Source organism: Amycolatopsis sp. NPDC114503, from assembly GCF_055633655.1.
Map to the genome: position 1 here is coordinate 59692 of NZ_JBVKDT010000010.1, position 18012 is coordinate 77703.

General features: G+C 69.3%; 17 protein-coding genes. 10 read left to right on the forward strand and 7 right to left on the reverse strand.

What is annotated here, in order from left to right; translation table 11 throughout:
- Positions 1-142 precede the first annotated feature (142 nt).
- Positions 143-991 carry a chitosanase gene (locus ACZ7OI_RS35325; protein ID WP_470268423.1) on the forward strand — a complete coding sequence of 283 codons (849 nt, stop codon included), beginning with the start codon at positions 143-145 and terminating at the stop codon, positions 989-991.
- A 104-nt stretch (positions 992-1095) separates the two neighbouring features.
- The gene (locus tag ACZ7OI_RS35330; protein WP_470268424.1) at positions 1096-1539 is read left to right on the forward strand and encodes a L,D-transpeptidase family protein; all 444 of its coding nucleotides are present in this window, start codon (positions 1096-1098) and stop codon (positions 1537-1539) included.
- On the opposite strand, the gene ACZ7OI_RS35335 is transcribed toward ACZ7OI_RS35330, so the two are convergent.
- From ACZ7OI_RS35335 to ACZ7OI_RS35345, 3 genes are read right to left on the reverse strand one after another with little or no spacing between them, the layout of a single operon-like run.
- Positions 1505-2488: a PHP domain-containing protein gene (locus ACZ7OI_RS35335; protein ID WP_470268425.1), complete on the reverse strand. Its 984-nt coding sequence runs from the start codon at positions 2486-2488 to the stop codon at positions 1505-1507. The genes ACZ7OI_RS35330 and ACZ7OI_RS35335 overlap by 35 nt on opposite strands.
- Positions 2489-2506: 18 nt before the next feature.
- A complete protein-coding gene (locus ACZ7OI_RS35340) occupies positions 2507-3010 on the reverse strand; it encodes a metallophosphoesterase family protein (protein ID WP_470268426.1) in 504 nt (167 codons plus the stop codon).
- 4 nt (positions 3011-3014) lie between these two features.
- Positions 3015-3668, reverse strand: coding sequence for a GntR family transcriptional regulator (locus ACZ7OI_RS35345; RefSeq protein WP_470268427.1), 654 nt, complete (start codon positions 3666-3668; stop codon positions 3015-3017).
- A gap of 118 nt (positions 3669-3786) precedes the next feature.
- On the opposite strand from ACZ7OI_RS35345, the gene araD reads away from it, so the two are divergent.
- Both araD and ACZ7OI_RS35355 read left to right on the forward strand, forming a co-directional pair.
- Positions 3787-5505, forward strand: coding sequence for an L-arabinonate dehydratase (gene araD, locus ACZ7OI_RS35350; RefSeq protein ID WP_470268428.1), 1719 nt, complete (start codon positions 3787-3789; stop codon positions 5503-5505).
- A 92-nt stretch (positions 5506-5597) separates the two neighbouring features.
- Positions 5598-7376, forward strand: a complete 1779-nt coding sequence (locus ACZ7OI_RS35355; RefSeq protein ID WP_470268429.1) for a VanW family protein — start codon at positions 5598-5600, stop codon at positions 7374-7376.
- On the opposite strand, the gene ACZ7OI_RS35360 is transcribed toward ACZ7OI_RS35355, so the two are convergent.
- Positions 7357-8034, reverse strand: coding sequence for a TetR/AcrR family transcriptional regulator C-terminal domain-containing protein (locus ACZ7OI_RS35360; RefSeq protein WP_470268430.1), 678 nt, complete (start codon positions 8032-8034; stop codon positions 7357-7359). The genes ACZ7OI_RS35355 and ACZ7OI_RS35360 overlap by 20 nt on opposite strands.
- Before the next feature lie 79 nt (positions 8035-8113).
- Between ACZ7OI_RS35360 and ACZ7OI_RS35365 the strand changes: the two genes are divergently transcribed.
- The 5 genes from ACZ7OI_RS35365 to ACZ7OI_RS35385 all read left to right on the forward strand — a co-directional run bounded on the left by ACZ7OI_RS35365 (position 8114) and on the right by ACZ7OI_RS35385 (position 12711).
- A complete protein-coding gene (locus ACZ7OI_RS35365) occupies positions 8114-8680 on the forward strand; it encodes an ester cyclase (RefSeq protein WP_470268431.1) in 567 nt (188 codons plus the stop codon).
- Between the two features lie 42 nt (positions 8681-8722).
- Positions 8723-9493 carry an ABC transporter ATP-binding protein gene (locus ACZ7OI_RS35370; RefSeq protein ID WP_067582806.1) on the forward strand — a complete coding sequence of 257 codons (771 nt, stop codon included), beginning with the start codon at positions 8723-8725 and terminating at the stop codon, positions 9491-9493.
- Complete coding sequence (locus ACZ7OI_RS35375) at positions 9469-11058, forward strand: hypothetical protein (RefSeq protein WP_470268432.1); 1590 nt, start codon at positions 9469-9471, stop codon at positions 11056-11058. The genes ACZ7OI_RS35370 and ACZ7OI_RS35375 overlap by 25 nt, the downstream gene beginning before the upstream one ends.
- Positions 11059-11161: 103 nt before the next feature.
- Complete coding sequence (locus ACZ7OI_RS35380; RefSeq protein ID WP_470268433.1) at positions 11162-11521, forward strand: YciI family protein; 360 nt, start codon at positions 11162-11164, stop codon at positions 11519-11521.
- Complete coding sequence (locus ACZ7OI_RS35385) at positions 11518-12711, forward strand: RNA polymerase sigma factor (RefSeq protein ID WP_470268434.1); 1194 nt, start codon at positions 11518-11520, stop codon at positions 12709-12711. Before ACZ7OI_RS35380 ends, ACZ7OI_RS35385 begins: the two co-directional genes overlap by 4 nt.
- 594 nt (positions 12712-13305) lie before the next feature.
- Here ACZ7OI_RS35385 and ACZ7OI_RS35390 read toward each other — a convergent pair.
- A complete protein-coding gene (locus ACZ7OI_RS35390; protein ID WP_470268435.1) occupies positions 13306-14658 on the reverse strand; it encodes a TrpB-like pyridoxal phosphate-dependent enzyme in 1353 nt (450 codons plus the stop codon).
- A gap of 208 nt (positions 14659-14866) precedes the next feature.
- Between ACZ7OI_RS35390 and ACZ7OI_RS35395 the strand changes: the two genes are divergently transcribed.
- Positions 14867-15646 carry a PIG-L family deacetylase gene (locus tag ACZ7OI_RS35395; protein ID WP_470268436.1) on the forward strand — a complete coding sequence of 260 codons (780 nt, stop codon included), beginning with the start codon at positions 14867-14869 and terminating at the stop codon, positions 15644-15646.
- A gap of 808 nt (positions 15647-16454) precedes the next feature.
- Here the strand turns inward: ACZ7OI_RS35395 and ACZ7OI_RS35400 are convergent.
- Entirely contained in the window at positions 16455-16943 is a 489-nt protein-coding gene (locus ACZ7OI_RS35400) for a (2Fe-2S)-binding protein (RefSeq protein WP_470268437.1), read from the reverse strand.
- A complete protein-coding gene (locus ACZ7OI_RS35405; RefSeq protein ID WP_470268438.1) occupies positions 16934-17812 on the reverse strand; it encodes an FAD binding domain-containing protein in 879 nt (292 codons plus the stop codon). Before ACZ7OI_RS35405 ends, ACZ7OI_RS35400 begins: the two co-directional genes overlap by 10 nt.
- Positions 17813-18012: the final 200 nt, after the last annotated feature.

Below are 18012 nucleotides of genomic sequence, written 5' to 3' on the forward strand. Positions count from 1 at the left end.
CACATCCGTGAAAAATTTTCGCATCCCTTGCCCTGCGGCTTCACGCTCGGTTATCGTGGCGCTACGCCGCAGCAGTACCCGGAACCGGTCCCTTCGCCGGTCCGGCCGCCTTGCCCACGTACCGCGGAAAGGGATTCCCCTCATGCGCAAGACGATGCGGCCCACGCTGGTCGCCGGTCTCACGGCTGCCTCGGCCCTGGCCCTCGTGCTCAGCTCTCCCGCTCTCTCGGCCGCCGCCGTGCCCGCCCCGCTCGCCGCCTCGGCGGCTGTGCTCGGCTCCGGCGGCGACCTCGCGTCTCCGGAGAAGAAAGAGATCGCGATGCAGCTGGTGTCGAGCGCGGAAAACTCGTCGCTCGACTGGAAGAAGCAGTACTCCTACATCGAGGACATCAAGGACGGCCGCGGTTACACGGCGGGCATCATCGGGTTCTGCTCCGGCACCGGCGACATGCTCGAACTGGTTCAGGCCTACACCAAATCCGTGCCGGACAACCCGCTCGCGAAGTTCCTGCCCGCACTGGAAAAGGTCAACGGCTCCGATTCGCACGACGGTCTCGGCGCACCGTTCGAGAACGCGTGGAAGGAAGCCGCGGGCACCCAGGAATTCCAGGCCGCGCAGAACAGCGAACGCGACCGCGTGTACTTCGACCCGGCGGTGAACCAGGGCAAGTCCGACGGCCTGGGCGCGCTCGGCCAGTTCATCTACTACGACGCCATCGTGATGCACGGTCCCGGCACGAGCACCGACAGCTTCGGCGGCATCCGCGACGCCGCGCTGTCGAAGGCGAAGCCACCGGCCCAGGGCGGCGACGAAACCGCTTATCTCAAGGCGTTTCTCGACGCGCGCAAGGTGGTCATGAAGAAGGAAGAGGCACACGCGGACACCTCCCGCGTCGACACCGAACAGCTGGTGTTCCTCAACGACGGCAACCTCGATCTGCACACGCCGCTGAAGTGGAAGGTCTACGGCGACCCGTACGAGATCAACTGAACCCGCAGCAGGTTCTCGCGGTCGACGCGCACAGCGCGTCCGGGTGGGACCACGACCGCGGCCGCTGGGTACGGACCCTCGGTCCGTACCCAGCGGAAGTCGGCGTGCAAGGAATCGGCGTTGCGCGCGAAGGACTTTCCCTTACCCCCGCCGGAATCTGGCCGCTCACCGAGGCGTTCGGCATCGAGCCGAACCCCGGGACCCGGCTCCCCTACCGGCAGGTGACCACTTCGGACTGGTGGGTGTCCGATGTGCACTCTCCGCGGTACAACACGCATTACCGAGGCGCACCAGGCCCATTCGACGAAGCGGCGGGCGAGAATCTCGGTGCGGCGGGCCCGGCGTACGCGCACGCGGTGGTGATCGACTACAACCGCTCGCCAGTCGTACCCGGTGCCGGTTCGGCGTTCTTCCTGCACGTGGCCACCGGCGGACCGACCGCTGGCTGCGTCGCTCTCGCACAAAACGACCTGATCGCGGTGCTGCTCTGGCTCGATCCAGCGCGGAATCCCGCTATCGCAATAACTGATCAGCCGTCCGCGTATTGATGATCCGTTCCGGTCCGATGCCCGCGTTTTCCGCCCGCTCGCAGCCGTAAACCTGCCAGTCGAGCTGGCCGGGCGCGTGCGCGTCGCTGTCGATCGCGAACTCGCACCCCAGCTCGGCGGCCTGGTGCAGCAACCGCGTCGGCGGATCGAGCCGGTCCGGCCGCGAGTTGATCTCCACCGCCACCCCGTTCTCGCGGCAGGCGGTGAACACCTTCTCCGAGTTGAACTGCGACTCCGGCCTGCTGCGTCCGCCGACCAGCCGTCCGGTGCAGTGCCCCAGCACGCGGACATGTGGATTCTCGACGGCGGCCAGCATCCTCGGCGTCATCTCCCGGGCCGGCATGCGGAGCTTCGAGTGCACGCTCGCCACCACGAAGTCGAGCCGGTCCAGCAGCTTCTCGGTCTGGTCGAGCGCACCGTCGTCGAGGATGTCGACCTCGATGCCGTGCAGCAGGCGAAACGGCGCCAGCTGCTCGTTCACCCGCGCGACCTCGTCCATCTGCGCCCGCAGCCGCTCCGGGGACAGGCCGCGCGCGACGGTCAGCCGCGGCGAATGGTCGGTGAGCACGATCCACTCGTGCCCCAACTCGCGCGCCGTCTCGGCCATCTCGAGGATTGGACTGCCGCCGTCGGACCAGTCGGAGTGCGTGTGACAGTCGCCGCGAAGCGCCGTACGCAGCGCGCCGCCGTCCGGCAGCTTCTTCTCGGGCAGCTTTGCTGCGTACGCAGGCGTACGGTCGTGCCACGCGTCTTCGATGACCCCGGCAGTGGCTTTGCCAATCCCCTTCAACGCCTGAAGCGTCTTCGCACCGACGCGCGACGCCAGCTCGTCTTCGGAGAGCCGGTCGACCACTGCGGCGGCCTGGCGGAACGCGCGCACCCGGTAAGTCGGTTCACCGGCGCGTTCGAGCTGGAAGGCGATGTCGCGCAGGGCGCGGGCCGGGTCCATGACTCCTGTTCTACCCGTTCAGCCGCGCCGAGGCAGCTCGTGCAGCTTGACGTCGCCGAGACGGCCGTCGCGGATTTCGGCGGTTTGGTACGTGCAGAACGGCTGTCGCCGCCGGTCCGTGGGCGAACCGGGGTTGAGCAGCCGCAACCCGCCGGGCGTCACCGAATCCCACGGGATGTGGCTGTGGCCGAAGATCAGCACGTCAACGTCCGGATACAGCGCATCGCACCGAGCCGGACGGCCCTTCGCGTCGCCAGTTTCGTGGACTACCGCCAGCCGGACGCCCTCGATCGTCTCGCGAGCCACCTCAGGCAAGCGCTTCCGCAGTTCAGGGCCGTCGTTGTTACCGTAAACGCCGATCAGCCGGGCACTGCGGGACTCAAGGGCATCGAGAGTATCCACGTCGACCCAGTCGCCCGCGTGCACCACGACGTCGGCCTTCGCGACTTCGTCCCAGACCTGAGCAGGCAGTTCCTTCGCCCGCTTCGGCAGGTGGGTGTCCGCGAGGAGCAGCAACCGCACGCCGTCACTCCTCCCCGATCGCCTCGAGCACGTGGTCGAGGAACGCCGCGATGTGCGCGCGCAGCAGCTCGGCCGCGCCGTCCTCGTCGCCCTTCTTCGCCGCGGCGAGCACCGCCTTGTGCTCGTTCCATTCCTTGCGCCAGCTGGGATTCGCGTCCCAGCCGACCACCGTGATCAGCGCCGCGCGGTCGCGCAGGTCGTCCAGCATCGACACCATCAGCGGGTTGCCGCAGCCCGCGTACAGGGCACGGTGGAACCGCCGGTTCAGCAGGCTCAACGTGGTCTGGTCGGCGTCCGCGGCCGAGGCTTCCTTCAGGATCTGCCCGGCCTCGTCGAACCCCGCCCGGTCCGAAGACCGCACAGCGCGGCGCAGCGCTTCCGGCTCCAGCACCATGCGCACGTCGTAGACCGACCGCGCGAGCTCCGCGTCGACCACGCACACCGACGCGCCCTTGTACGGGCTGAACGTGACCAGCCCGGTGTTGGACAGCACCTTGAGCGCCTCGCGCACCGGCGTCTTCGACACCCCGAGCCGCGCGGCCAGCTCCGCCTCCACCAGCTGCTGACCGGGCACCAGCTCGCGGGCGAGAATGCCGCGCCGGATCTCCTCCAGCACCACCTCGGTGCGGGAGGCGGGGAGGCTGAACGTGGACGGCATGCCGACCCTCCTGGCTTTCGCGCTCGTCCCCGCACATTCAACCAGGCGGGCGTCTCCGAGCGTCGACACGTACGATCATATATCAGATGCCATCCGCCGACCGAGGAGACGCAGCCCGATGAAGGCACCCGAGGACTTGCGCAGCCACCGCTGGTTCGGCGGCGACGACCTGCGGAATTTCAGCCACCGCACCCGCGCCCGGCAGCTCGGCTACGAGCCGGAAGAGCACCTCGGCAAGCCGGTGATCGGCGTTCTCAACACCTGGAGCGACATCAACCCGTGCCACCAGCACCTGCGCGAACGCGCCGAGCAGGTCAAGCGCGGCGTGTGGCAGGCGGGCGGATTCCCGCTGGAGTTCCCGGTGGCGACGCTGTCGGAGACCTATCAGAAGCCGACGCCGATGCTGTACCGGAATCTGCTGGCGATGGAGACCGAGGAACTGCTGCGGTCGTATCCGGTCGACGGCGCGGTGCTGATGGGCGGCTGCGACAAAACCACCCCGGCGCTGCTGATGGGTGCGGCGAGCGCGGGGCTGCCGTCGATTTTCGTGCCCGCCGGTCCGATGCTGCGCGGAAACTGGCGCGGCGAGGTGCTCGGCAGCGGCACCGACATGTGGAAGTACTGGGACGAACGGCGCGCGGGCACGATCGGCGACCGCGAACTGGCCGAGCTGGAGCGCGGTCTCGCCCGCTCCCCCGGGCACTGCATGACGATGGGCACCGCGTCGACCATGACGTCCGCCGCCGAGGTGCTCGGGCTGACGCTGCCCGGCGCGGCGTCGATCCCGGCGGTCGATTCCGCGCACCACCGGATGGCCGCGGCGAGCGGCGCGCGAATCGTGGGCATGGTGTGGGAAGACCTCACGATCGGGAAGCTCCTCGACGAACACGCGTACTCCGACGCGATCACCACCGTGCTCGCGCTCGGAGGGTCGACCAACGCGGTGATCCACCTGATCGCGATGGCCGGGCGCAGCGGGATTTCCCTGTCCCTGAAGGATTTCGACGAGATCGCGCGCCGAGTTCCGGTGCTGGCGAACATCCGGCCGGGCGGCGATTGGCTGATGGAGGACTTCTACTACGCGGGCGGCCTGCCCGGGCTGTTGTCCCGCTTGACCGACCTGCTGCACCTCGACCGGATCACCGTCACCGGGCGTCCGCTCGCCGATTCTCTCGCCGACGCGCGCGTGCACAACGACGACGTGATCCGTCCGCGCGACAACCCGGTCGCCAGCGAAGGCGGCGTGGCCGTGCTGCACGGAAACCTCGCTCCCGGCGGCGCGGTGATCAAGCACATCGCCGCCGACCCCGCGCTGCTGACGCACACCGGTCCGGCGGTGGTTTTCGACAACTACAAGGACCTGAAGAAGCGCATCGACGATCCGGCGCTGGGCATCACCGCCGATTCCGTGCTGGTCCTGCGCGGGTCCGGTCCGCTCGGCGGTCCCGGGATGCCCGAGTACGGCATGCTGCCGATCCCGGCGCACCTGCTGGAACAAGGCGTTCGCGACATGGTGCGGATCTCCGACGCCCGGATGAGCGGCACCAGCTACGGCGCGTGCGTGCTGCACGTGGCACCGGAATCGCACGTCGGCGGCCCGCTCGCGCTCGTCCGCGACGGCGACCTGATCACCCTGGACGTGCCTTCCCGGACGTTGCTGTTACAGGTGGACGACGCCGAGCTGGAACGTCGTCTCGCTTCGTGGGCCGCCCCTGCGCCGAGGTTCGAGCGAGGTTACGGTGCGCTGTACGCGGAGCACATCACGCAGGCCGACGAGGGCTGCGACTTCGACTTCCTCGCCCGTGCCGGCGCCAATCCGGAACCGGACGCCGGGTGACCGGTTTGTTCCGCTGGGGGCAGTAGTCCGGCATGTCCGGCTCGGCCCGTACGCTGTGCCCCTGACCGCAGCGAATCGAAGGGGTCGTAGAGGTGCAGTACGAACCGCGCTGGCCGGAAACCGACAGCGACCAGACCGAGATCCTGCCGGTCGTGCCGCCCGAGGAACCTCCGGCCCCGCCGCGAAGGCGCGGCCTGCGCAAAGCGGGCTGGATCAGCGGCGGCGTGCTCGGCGTGCTGGTCGTCGCCTACCTCATCGACCTGCTGACCAGCCAGGGCCGGGTGCCGCGCGGCGTCGTCGTGGCCGGCGTGGACGTCGGCGGGCTGGAGCGGCCGGTCGCCGAACGCGAGCTGCGCGGGAAGATCGAGCCGCGGCTCACCCAGCCGCTCACCGTCACCGCGGGCAACGCGCACACCAAGCTGTCGCCGACCGAGGCCGGGCTGGGGCTCGACTGGAGCGGCACTCTCGACCAGGCGGGCGACCAGCCGATCAACCCCTTCACGCGGCTCGCGTCGTTCTTCAGCACCCGCGAGCTGGGCGTCGTGTCGCACGTCGAGGCCGAGAAGCTCGATCCGGCGCTCGAGGACCTGCGCGGACGCGTCGACCGGGAGCCGGTCGAGGGCACGATCCGGTTCGACGGCACTACCCCGGTCGCTGTCCCGCCGCAGGCCGGGCAAAAGCTCGACGTCGCGGCGGCGCGGGCGAAGGTGCTGAGCGGCTGGGCTTCCAGCAACGAGCTGACGCTCCCAGTCGCGCCGACGCCGGTTCGCACCACTGCCGAGGGCGTCCAGCGGGCGCTCGCCGAGTTCGCCAAGCCCGCGGTGTCCGCGCCGATCGTGGTCAAGGGCGAAGGCGCGGACGCGACGCTGGCGCCGGAGCAGATCGCCGGCGCGCTCACGTTCGTGCCCGGCGACGGCGGCGGACTCGCCCCGCAGGTCGACCCGAAGAAGGTCACCGACGCGCTCGCGCCGCAGCTGAAGTCCACCGAGCAGGAGGGCAAGGACGCGGCCATCGCGTTCTCGGGTGGCAAGCCGGTCGTCGAACCGTCCGCGGACGGCAACACCGTCGACTGGGAGCAGAGCCTCAAGCCGCTGCCGAACACGCTCAAGCAGACCGACAGCCGCGAGCTGAAGGCGATCTACAAGAAGACGCCCGCGAAGGTCACCACCGAGCAGGCGGACAAGCTGGGCGTCAAGGAAGTCATCGGCGAATTCAGCACCGGCGGGTTCGCGGCCGACTCCGGCACGAACATCCGCGTGGTCGCCGAAAAGGTGAACGGCGCGATCGTGAAGCCGGGAGAAACGTTCAGCCTCAACGGATTCACCGGTCCGCGCGGGCGGCCGCAGGGGTACGTCGAGGCGGGCGTGATCGAGAACGGCGCGCCTGCCCGCGAGGTCGGCGGCGGCATTTCGCAGTTCGCCACGACGCTGTACAACGCGGCGTACTTCTCCGGGATGAAGGACGCCGGGCACAAGGAACACAGCTACTACATCAGCCGTTACCCGGCCGCGCGCGAGGCGACGGTGTTCCAGAACCCCAATGGCGCCAGCGTGATCGACCTGAAGTTCACGAACGACTCGGACACCGGCGTCGCGATCCAGACCGTCTGGACGCCGTCCTCGATCACCGTGAAACTGTGGGGCACCAAGCGGTACACCGTCGAATCGGTTCCCGGCGAGCGGTCGAACCCGACGCCGCCGCCGACGAAACCGGGTCCGGCGGAGAACTGCCACGCGTCCAACGGCGCGCCCGGTTTCACCGCGAGCGACACCCGGATCCTGCGCGACGCCTCGTCGGGCCGGGAAGTTTCGCGGCACACGCGGTCGGTCCGCTACAACCCGCAGCCGAAGATCACCTGCGGGGAGCAGTGAGTCGTTGCATCGTGGCGGCCACCGCCAGATCGACCGCGAAGGAAAACTCCGCTTCGTGATCGCACCGCGCCAGATGCGGCGCGGATTCGACCACGGCGGGAAGTCCGGTCTGCTCCAATTCGGCGCGGCGGTGGGCGATTCCGGCTTCGTCGGTGACGCCGAACGCCGGTCCCGCGCCGGCCTCGCGCAGGAGCGAGCCGACCACGACGGCCAGGAGCGACCGCAGCAGGTGTACCGACTCCTCGGGTGACGCGCCTGCCTTGCGCAGCACCGAAAGCACCGCCTCGACCGGGGCGAGCGCGGCGAGCGACGGCAGCTGCCTGGTCAGGACCAGCGCGGCGGCCTGCGGATGCGCTCGCGTCGCTTTCCGGAAGGACTGGGCGATCGCGCGGAGGTCTTCTTCGGGCTGTCCGGTCAGGTCCGGGAGGCCGACCCCGCCGAGCACGTGCCCGGCAACGGCGTCGAGCAAAGCTTCTTTGCCGTCGATGTGGTGGTAGAGGCTCTTCGCGTCCACGCCGAGGCGCTGCCCGACGGTCCGCATGCTCACCGCCGCCGCACCGTCGGCGTCGACCACTTCCAGCGCGGCCGTCAGGATCGCCTCCCGCGACAGCCGGGCGTCTCCCTTGCGCGGGCGTCCCCGGCGCGTCGTGGTGTTCACGGCTCCATCATGGCGCACTTGCGGTTAACCCACACTGTGGATTAAATTGCGGTTCCGCTTTCCCGGCTTGGAGGAACCCGTGGACCCGTTGGCCATCCCCGCGCCCGAAGTGCTGCGAGCCCGGCAAAAGCTCGTCCTCGACCACTTTCGCGACGAGGTGCGCCAGGACTGGGACGACGTGCTGGCGACGTTCCCGCACCCGCGCTACGAGATCGTCCCGACGATGACCGTGCACGACGGCGATTCCGCGGTGCGCGGCTACTACGACGAAACGCGTCGCGCTTTTCCCGATCAAGACCACGAAATCATCGCGTTGCGGCACAGCGCGGATGCGGTAATCGTTGAGTTCTGGCTTCTCGGCACGCATCTCGGACCACTCGGCACAATTCCGCCGACCGGGCGGCGGTTCCGGGTCCGGATGACCGCGTACTTCCTGTTCGACGCCGGCGAACAGCTGGTGTGCGAACGCATTTACTTCGACACGCTCACCATGCTCCGCCAGCTGCTGCGCGCGTACGACGTCCGGAAACCCACGTCCTGGCCCAAGCTCGTCCGGGCCGCGCGCGGGCTGCTGGCGATGTCCGGAACCCCTGATCCCCGGCTTTCCGGCACCACTCCGCCGGAGCTGTCCGCTTTTTGTCGGTGACCCCTTGTACAGTCGGGCGCACACCACGGGAAGGGGGAACCGGTGTCCGACGACGCGGCCATGGGGCTTTACGGACTCACCAAACGGTTCGGGACCACGCTGGCAGTAGACGATGTGCGGCTGGAAGTGCCACGGGGGTCGTTCTTCGGCCTCGTCGGGCCCAACGGAGCCGGGAAAACGACGTCGTTGTCGATGGCGGTCGGGCTGCTTCGGCCGGACGCCGGCGAAGCGCGCGTGTTCGGAGTGGACGTTTGGCGGGAACCGGAACGGGCGAAAAGCCTGATCGGGGTTCTTCCGGACGGATTGTCCATTCCGGAGCGGCTCACCGGACGGGAACTGCTGACGTACATGGGCTTGCTGCGCGGGCTCGCGCCGGACACGGTCGCCGAACGCGCGCAGGAACTGCTCGGCGTGCTGGAGCTGACGGACGCCGAGCGCACGCTCGTCATCGACTATTCCGCGGGCATGCGCAAGAAGATCGGCCTCGCGACGGCGTTGCTGCACGGCCCCCGGCTGCTGGTCCTTGACGAGCCGTTCGAGGCGGTCGACCCGGTTTCGGCGTCGACGATCCGCACGATCCTGCAGCGGTTCGTCGCTTCCGGCGGCGCGGTCGTGCTGTCGAGCCACGTGATGGCGTTGGTGGAACAGCTGTGCAGCCACGTCGCGGTGATCACGCGCGGGCGCGTCGTCGCCGCGGGCGCGGTGGCGGACGTGCGAGGCGAAGGCACGCTGGAAGACGCGTTCGTGCACATCGTCGGCGGGCGGACCGGTGGAGCGGAGGGGCTGGCGTGGTTGGCGTCCTCGTCCGACTGAAGCTGCGGGTCCTGCGCAATTCGCTGCGCGGGCGGCAGATCGCCGGAATGATCGTAGGGGGCATTTTCGGTCTCCTCGCGGCCTTGTTCACGATCGGCGTCGCGGTGTTCCCGGCTCCGGAAGCACGGATCACCGTCGACCTGCTCACCTCCGTCTACGCGGTGTGGATGGTGGGCTGGGTGCTCGCGCCGATCGCGACCGGCGGCGGGGACGACACCCTGCGGCCGGAGCACTTCGCGCTGCTGCCGATCGGCAGGCGCAAGCTGGCGGTGGGACTGCTCGCGGCGAGTTTCGTGGGGGTCACCGCGCTGGTGAGCCTGCTGGCGTTCCTCGGGCTGGTGTTCTACGGGCTGCGGTTCGGCGCCGGCGCGGCGCTCGTCGGGCTGGTGTTCACCGTGCTGCAGCTGGCGTTCGTGGTGCTGCTGTACCGCGTGGTGATGGCCGCGCTCGGCACGCTGCTGACGTCGCGCAAGGGCAAGGAACTCGGCATCATCCTGGTGGCGCTCACCGGGTTGTCCGGCGTCGCGGTGAACTACGTGATGAGGAGCGTCGGCCCGGCGATCGTCACCGGCCAGATGCCCGGCTTCGTCAGCGTCATGCACGCGCTGCCGTCCGGCTGGGGCACGCTCGCGGTACACGCCGCCGGCACCGGCGAATGGGGCACCGTCGGCGGTCTGTTCGCCGCGCTGCTCGGCGCGGTGGCGGTTCTGGTCCTGATCTGGGGCGCGCTGCTGGCCCGCCAGGCCACCACTCCTTCCTTCCGCGGCGCCTCCCGCACCCGTGCGAAGAGCACCCGCACGCGGCGCAGCCTGCTGCCTGCCACTCCGGTCGGCGCCGTGGCCCGCAAGGAGCTTTTCACCTGGTGGCGAGACGCCCGCCGACGCGTCGCCCTGCTGTCGACGCTCCTCATCGGCTTCGTCATCACCGTCGTGCCAGCCCTGTCCGGCGGCAGCGGCGGACAGTCGGTGATGCTGCCGTATTTCGGTGTCGCAGTGGTCCTTTTCGCGTCCATGCAGTCCGGCAACCTGTACGGAATGGACGGCAGCGCGCTGTGGCACACGCTGGTCGTCCCCGGAGCCGAACGCGCCGACGTGCGCGGCCGGCAACTGGCGTGGGCCTTGATCGTCGCCCCCGTCGCCTTGGTACTGGCGCTGGTCCTGCCCGGGGTCACCGGCGTGCCGGAGGCGTACCCGTGGGTCCTCGGCCTGGTCCCGGCGACGCTGGGCGCCGGAGCCGGAATCTTGATGCTGCAGTCCGTCTTCCTGGCCTTCCCCCTGCCGGATCAACGCCGCAGCGGCAGCCCGTGGTCGTCCGGCGGACGCCCCGGTTGCGCCCGAGCCGCCCTGATGCTGGCGACGACGCTGCTCATCGTGCTCGGCGCGCTGCCGGTGGTGGCGCTGTGCGTGGCCGGAAAGCTCGCGGACCTGCCCGTGCTGCAGTGGCTGGGCATTCCGGCCGGGATCGCGACCGGCGTCGCACTGGCGTGGTGGTGGGGCTCGCTCGCGCAGCAACGCCTGGTCACCCGTGGCCCGGAGCTGCTGGCGACCGTCTCCAAAGAACGGTGACGGATTTTCTTGCCGGGTTTTCTTGCCGGTTTTTCGCCGGGGTGTCGAATGGCGTCGAGCGCGTTCGTAGCCAAGGCAAGAGACCCGGCTTGAGGAGTTCGCCATGAAGCAGTACCTGCTGGCTGTCCAGGGAGACGAAACCACGCTGGAGACCGGCGACGAGCTGGCCGCCCAGATGGCGCGCACCACGAAAGTCACCGACGACATGAAGGCCGCCGGCGCCTGGGTGTTCGTCGGCGGCTTGCGTCCCTCGCACGCCACCACGGTGGTCCGCCCCGCGAACGGCACCACCACGATGACCGACGGCCCGTTCGCCGAAACGAAGGAACAGCTGGGCGGCTTCTGGGTGATCCAATGCGCGGACCTGGACGAAGCCCTTTCCTGGGCCGACAAGTGCGCGCAGGCGTGCGGCCGTCCCATCGAAGTACGTCCGTTCGCCGACGGCCCGGAGGACGCTGCGTGACGCTGGACGCGGTCTACCGAGCCGAGTACGGCCGCTGCGTCGCCACCCTGACCCGCCTCCTCGGCGACATCGGATTAGCCGAGGAGGCGGTGCAGGACGCCTTCGCCATCGCCGTCACCGCCTGGGCCGAGTCCCTGCCGGCCAACCCCGGCGCCTGGATCGTGACCACCGCCCGAAACCGCGCGATCGACCGCCTCCGCCGCGAGTCCACCCGCGAGGCCCGGCACGCCCAAGCCCTGCTCCTCCACCAGCCCGACGAACCAGCAGAGGAGAGCCCCGTGCGCGACGACCAGTTGCGGATGATCTTCACCTGCTGCCACCCAGCCCTGTCGCCGCTCGCGCAAACCGCACTGACTTTGCGCCTGCTGGGCGGTTTGGAAACCGCCGAGATCGCACGCGCGTACCTGGTCCCGGAACCGACGATCGCCCAGCGCATCGTCCGGGCCAAAAAGAAGATCCGCGACGCCGGCATCCCGTACCGAGTCCCCGACGAAGCCTCCCTGCCAGACCGCCTGGCCTCCGTCCTGACGGTCCTGTACCTGGTTTTCAACGAGGGCTACACCTCGACCTCCGGCCCGCTCGTGCGGACAGACCTGTGCCTGGAAGCCGTCCGCCTGACGCGCGCCCTGGCCGCCCTGATGCCCGACGAGCCCGAAGTCCAAGGCCTGCTGGCCCTGCTCCTGCTGACCGAGGCCCGCCGCCCGGCCCGCGTCGACTCCGCCGGCAACCTTGTCGTCCTGACCGCCCAAGACCGCTCTCTGTGGAACCAAGACCTGATCGCCGAAGGCCACGCCCTGGTAAGGCAATGCCTACGCCGCAGCCAGCCCGGGCCGTACCAGCTGCAAGCCGCGATCAACGCCGTCCACACCGACGGCACCACGACGGATTGGCCGCAAGTACTGGCCCTCTACGACCAACTCCTGGCCCACACGCCAACCGCCGTGGTCGCCATGAACCGCGCCGTCGCAGTCGCCGAAGTACACGGCCCAGAACTGGCCCTGGCCCTAGTAGACGAGCTAGACCTCCCCGGCTACCACCTGCTGCCCGCCACTCGCGCGGATCTCTTGTCGCGCTTGGGCCGCACCGCCGAAGCCGAAGCCGCCTATGGCGAGGCGATCGCGTTGGCTACGAACGAGACTGAACGAGCCTTCCTTGAGACACGCCGGGCGCAGCTCGCCGGGGATGCCTGAGCTTGGTCTCGCTGGGTGACCAAGCATCGGTTCTTCGCCCAGGCACATACCGCGGTTCGGCTTGGCTGGGCTTTCAGCTTCCGCTCGCCAGCCTCAACCGGCCCACTCGCCCACCCCAGGATCTGCGCAGGCCGGTCCACAGGCACCTGCCGCGGCGTGATTCGGCGGAGCTTCCTTCCACCGTCCGCCACCGCGACCCTGCCCATCGACTGGCTGCGGTCCATCCGCGGGATCCAGCTCGCCTGCCCACTCCGACGAGGACGCGCACCGAACCAGCTCGACGGAGCATCGCGCCATCCGAGACAAAGCCCCAGCCGCTTCCTGCCCAACCGCCCGCAGCTCCGACCAGACCGCTCAAGCCAACCGAACCGGCCCGCCAACCGGACCGGCCGCCGCCGTCTCGTCACCGCCGAAACCGTTCCAGCAAAACCTCGCCAACCGACCGCAACCTAACCGACCCGCCAGCTGATCCACCCGGCCTCCTGCCGCCCGCTCACCGATCCCAGCCACCGACTTCCGGCCAGCCCTTAGCGCAGCATCGCCCGCCAACTAGTTCCCTCAGTTACCTCCTCTCCAATCCGCCAGCCACACCCCTCAGGGAAGCGCCGCCAACGATTCCTCCAATGCCGCGTCCGGTAGTTCGTTGTCCACCATGTCCCCAGCCAGATACGCGCCGTACGCGGGCAAGTCGAGGTGCGCGTGTCCGCAGAGTGCCGTCAGGATCACCTTCTCCTCGCCAGTCTCCTTGCAGCGCAACGCTTCCTGGATGCACGCGGCCAGCGCATGCGTCGGTTCGGGCGCGGGAATGATGCCTTCGGTGCGGGCGAACTGCACTCCCGCCGCGAAGCATTCCTGCTGACCGATCGCGAGCGCCTCGATGAGACCCAGTTCGTAGATGTGCGAGATCAGCGGCGACATCCCGTGGTAGCGCAGGCCTCCGGCGTGGATCGGGTCCGGGATGAAGCCGTGGCCGAGCGTGTGCATTTTCAGCAGGGGCGTGAGACCGGCCGTGTCGCCGAAGTCGTAGGCGTAGCGGCCTCGGGTGAGGGTCGGGCAGGCCGCCGGTTCGACCGCGCGGATCACCGGGTTCATCCGGCCAGCGAGCTTTTCCCGCAGGAACGGGAAAGCGAGCCCGCCGAAGTTGGAGCCGCCGCCGGTGCAGCCGACGAGCACGTCCGGGGTGTCGCCTGCCATTTCGAACTGCCGGAGGGCTTCCTCGCCGATCACCGTCTGGTGCAGCAGCACGTGGTTGAGCACGCTGCCCAGCGCGTACCGCGCACCCGGATCCGCCGCGGCCTGCTCGACGGCTTCACTGATCGCGATCCCAAGACTGCCCGTCGACTGCGGGTTCTCCGCCAGGATCGCGCGGCCAGCGGCAGTGCGATCCGACGGGCTCGGGTAAACCTGCGCGCCGAAGGTCTCCATCATCAGCTTGCGGTACGGCTTCTGGTCGTACGACGCCCGCACCTGCCAGACCTCGCACGACAGCCCGAACGTCGCGCACGCGAACGCCAGCGCGCTCCCCCACTGCCCGGCTCCGGTCTCGGTGGTGAGTCGCGTGACGCCCTCGGCCGCGTTGTAGAACGCCTGCGGCACAGCGGTATTCGGCTTGTGCGAGCCGACCGGGCTGACGCCCTCGTACTTGTAGTAGATCCGGGCCGGAGTCCCGAGCGCCTTCTCCAGCCGACGGGCGCGGTAGAGCGGAGACGGACGCCAGAGCCGGTAGACGTCGCGGACTTCCTCGGGAATGTCGATGTAGCGCTCGGTGGTGACCTCCTGCTCGATGATCGCCCGCGGGAACAGGGGAGCCAGGTCCTCGGGCCCGACGGGCTCGCGCGTTCGCGGGTGCAGCGGCGGCGGAGGCGGCTCGGGCAGGTCCGGCACCACGTTGTACCACTGCGCCGGGAGATCGGCCTCGTCCAGGATGTATTTCGTCCGTTCTGCCATGACGCCTCCTCGGTCGGCGGACCCCAACGTAGGCCGGGCCGAGGGAGAAGCCAAGCGCCGGAGCGCGCGAGGGGACCCCTCGCGCCGATAAAGCAGCAGGTCCACCCATGTGGGCGACCTGTCCACAATGGAGGGTGTGGAGGATTCGCCGGAAGCCGTTTCCGGCGGGCGCCGGTTTTTGTCGGTGGGTGCCGGTAGGTTCGTTGGCATGGCGACATTGGTGACGTTCCACGCCCATCCGGACGACGAGGCGATCATGACCGGCGGCGTGATGCGCAAGGCGGCCGACGAGGGGCACCGGGTGGTGCTCGTGGTGGCCACGCGCGGAGAAAAGGGCGAGATCCCCGAGGGCCTGCTCGAAGACGGCGAGCAGCTCGCGGACCGGCGAGTGAAGGAGACGCAGGCGGCGGCCGAGGTGCTGGGCGTCTCGCGAGTGGAGTTCTTGGGATACCAGGACTCCGGAATGATGGGCGACCCGTCGAACGACGGCCCGGGCACGTTCTGGACCGCGCCGGTCGAAGAAGCGGCGGAGCGGCTGGCGGCGATCCTGCGCGAGGAGTCGGCGGACGTGCTCACGGTGTACGACGACTTCGGCGTCTACGGCCACCCGGACCACATCCAGGTCCACCGCGTCGGCATGCGCGCGGGAGAACTCGCGGGCACGCCGCGGATCTACCAGGGCTCGGTGAACCGCGACGAGATCCGCCGCGCCGCCGAAGCCGCGCGCGCAGCGGGCGAGGAAGGCGGCCCGGACGAGGACATGATCATCGGCAAACCGGCGGCCGAGCTGACCGCGGAAGTGGACGTCACGGCATACGCGAAGGCGAAGCGGGCGGCGATGCGCGCGCATCAGAGCCAGATCAGCGAGGAGTCGTTCTTCCTGGCGCTGCCGGACGACAAGTTCGGCCAGACGTTCGGGACGGAATGGTTCATCCGGGAAGGACAGGGTCCGGGGGTGACGGAGACGGATCTGATGAAGGGGCTCTGACCGGAGTTAAGGCGATCCGCGGGGAGGCGGGTTTCCGGCGCGGGGCGCTGGGTCTGGCCGAGTCGGCAGGTTGACGCTGTCGGAGTCGCCCGCAGGTTCGGGTCTCCGGCGCAGATGGTGGGCCGAGTCCGGGCGGCGGGTGGGCACCAACAGAGTTGCCTGCGGGCACGGTTCCCGACGCAGATGGTCGGGCAAGTCTCGGTGCCGGATCGGCGTCGACAGAGTTGTCCGCAGACACGGTTCCCGGCGCACGTCGCGGACCGAGCCCGGGCGGCGAATCGGCACCGTCAGAGTTGTCCTCGGGCACGGTTCCCCGCCGCCACTCGCGGACCGAGATCGGTGGCGAATCGGCACCGACGGAGTTGTCCTGGGGCACGGTTCCCCGGCGCAACTCGCAGACCGAGCCCGATCGGCGAATCGGCACCGACGGAGTCGCCCGCAGGCGCGGCTTCCACGCGTGCATCGCGGACCGAGCGCAGTCAGCAGATCGGCACGGGCGGCCACATGCGGGTCGAAGATCGGCACGGGCGTCCGCACGCGGGTCGAACTGCGAAGGGCGGCAGGGTCCGCGATGAGCCGACGGTCGATGGCAAACCGACCATGCCCGGCGAAGGCGGGATTGGTCGCTTCGCACCGGGCAGATAGCCCCAGCCGACGCGAGCGACGCCCAGGCCGAGCGAAATGGCTGGCCGGTCCGCGTTCTCGGCGGGCTTACAGGCAGTTGCGTGCGCGCGGCTTGGCAAGCCGGGCGCAGACGGCCTGGCAAAGCAGCTCAGTAGACCTGTCGGTTCCCACAAGCGGCCAGCCGTCACGCAGGGTTCGCGGGTTCCGCCTCTCCGACTCGGGCCGAGGCCAGGCGGACTGCGTCCAGGATTTTCTCGTACCCAGTGCAGCGACAGAGATTACCCGCCAGGGCCTCGCGAATCTCCGGGTCCGTCGGGGCGGTCACGCGGTGCACGAGTTCGTGTGCGGCGACGATCAACCCCGGCGTGCAGAAGCCGCACTGCACGGCGCCGGCTTCGACGAAGGCTTGCTGGACCGCGTCCAGGTGGTCGCCGTCCGCCAAGCCCTCTACGGTGCGGACGTTCCGACCTTCGGCCTGGCCTGCGGCGACCAGGCACGAACACACTGGGGTACCGTCCAAATACACTGTGCACGAACCGCATTCGCCCTGTTCGCAGGCGTTCTTCGAGCCTGGCAAGCCCAGTTGGTCGCGCAGCACGAACAGCAGGCTTTGTCCTTCCCAGACCTCGTCGACGGTGCGCAGTTCGTCATTGACAGTGAGGTTCAGGCGCATTTCGGCTGCCCGCCTTTCCGATAGTCTTCCCAGGCCCAGCTCAACGTCCGGCGGGCCAGCACTGCGATTGCGTGGATGCGGTAATCCGCGCTGCCCCGGACGTCGTCGATGGGGGACGCGGCGCTCGCGGCCAACTCGCCGAAGCGGCGTACCACCGGGTCCGGCAGCGGGGAGCGGGATTCCCACGAATCAGAGAGGGCGTCGCGGAGGAAGTCTTCGGCGGCGCTGGCTCGGCGTGGCGTCGGGGCGGCCGAGCCGATCGCCGCGCCCACCCAGCCGGTTTCCGGGGCCAGGTCCAGCGCGAACGAGCACACCGCAATGACCATCGCGTTGCGGGTGCCGACTTTCGCGAACTGCTGCGGGCCGGTCGCGACTGGGAGGTGGATGGCGGCGATCAGCTCGTCCGGGGCCAGTGCGCTGCGTTTGACGCCTTGATAGAACTCCGTCGCCGGGATCATCCTGGTGCCGCGTGCGGACGCGACTTCGATGGTCGCGTCGCAGGCCAGGAGCGTGGGGTGGGTGTCACCGGCTGGGGACGCTGCTCCCAGGTTTCCGCCGACGGTGCCGCGGTTGCGGATTTGCGGGGAGCCGACGGTGCGGCTGGCCATCGCCAGGCCGGGGAGGCGGGTGCCGAGTTCGGTGATGATCCGGGTGTACGACACGCCCGCGCCCAGGCGGATCCGGCCGTCCTGCACGGTCCATTCGGACAGCTCGCTGATCCGCGTGAGGTCGAGCAACGCGGCGGGACGGCGGTGGTCGAAGTTGAGCTCGACCAGGACGTCGGTGCCGCCGGCGAGGGGGACGGCGTCCGGGCGGTCGGCTTTCAAAGCCAGGGCTTCCGCCCAGGTCGCGGGGGTCAGGAAATCCACGGGGCACCTCCGGGAGGCGACAGCCGGTTCGAGGCCGGTGGTGCGGTGGCGCGGCTAGGCGGGCCAAGGGGATGGGGGTTCATCGTGCGCACTTTCTCGATCGGGGACGGTCGGCGGAGTGGGGCGTGCCGATTGCCGAATCAGTCGACGGGGAATGGATCAACGAGCCGGAAAGAAATGGCTCGCCAAGCCAGAGACGA

Coding starts and splice junctions, on each gene's coding strand:
- ACZ7OI_RS35390 (WP_470268435.1), bottom strand. CDS start 14,658: ATGGCAGAACGGACGAAATACATCCTGGACGAGGCCGATCTCCCGGCG.
- araD (WP_470268428.1), top strand. CDS start 3,787: ATGAAGGCACCCGAGGACTTGCGCAGCCACCGCTGGTTCGGCGGCGAC.
- ACZ7OI_RS35400 (WP_470268437.1), bottom strand. CDS start 16,943: ATGCGCCTGAACCTCACTGTCAATGACGAACTGCGCACCGTCGACGAG.
- ACZ7OI_RS35325 (WP_470268423.1), top strand. CDS start 143: ATGCGCAAGACGATGCGGCCCACGCTGGTCGCCGGTCTCACGGCTGCC.
- ACZ7OI_RS35345 (WP_470268427.1), bottom strand. CDS start 3,668: ATGCCGTCCACGTTCAGCCTCCCCGCCTCCCGCACCGAGGTGGTGCTG.
- ACZ7OI_RS35335 (WP_470268425.1), bottom strand. CDS start 2,488: ATGGACCCGGCCCGCGCCCTGCGCGACATCGCCTTCCAGCTCGAACGC.
- ACZ7OI_RS35395 (WP_470268436.1), top strand. CDS start 14,867: ATGGCGACATTGGTGACGTTCCACGCCCATCCGGACGACGAGGCGATC.
- ACZ7OI_RS35380 (WP_470268433.1), top strand. CDS start 11,162: ATGAAGCAGTACCTGCTGGCTGTCCAGGGAGACGAAACCACGCTGGAG.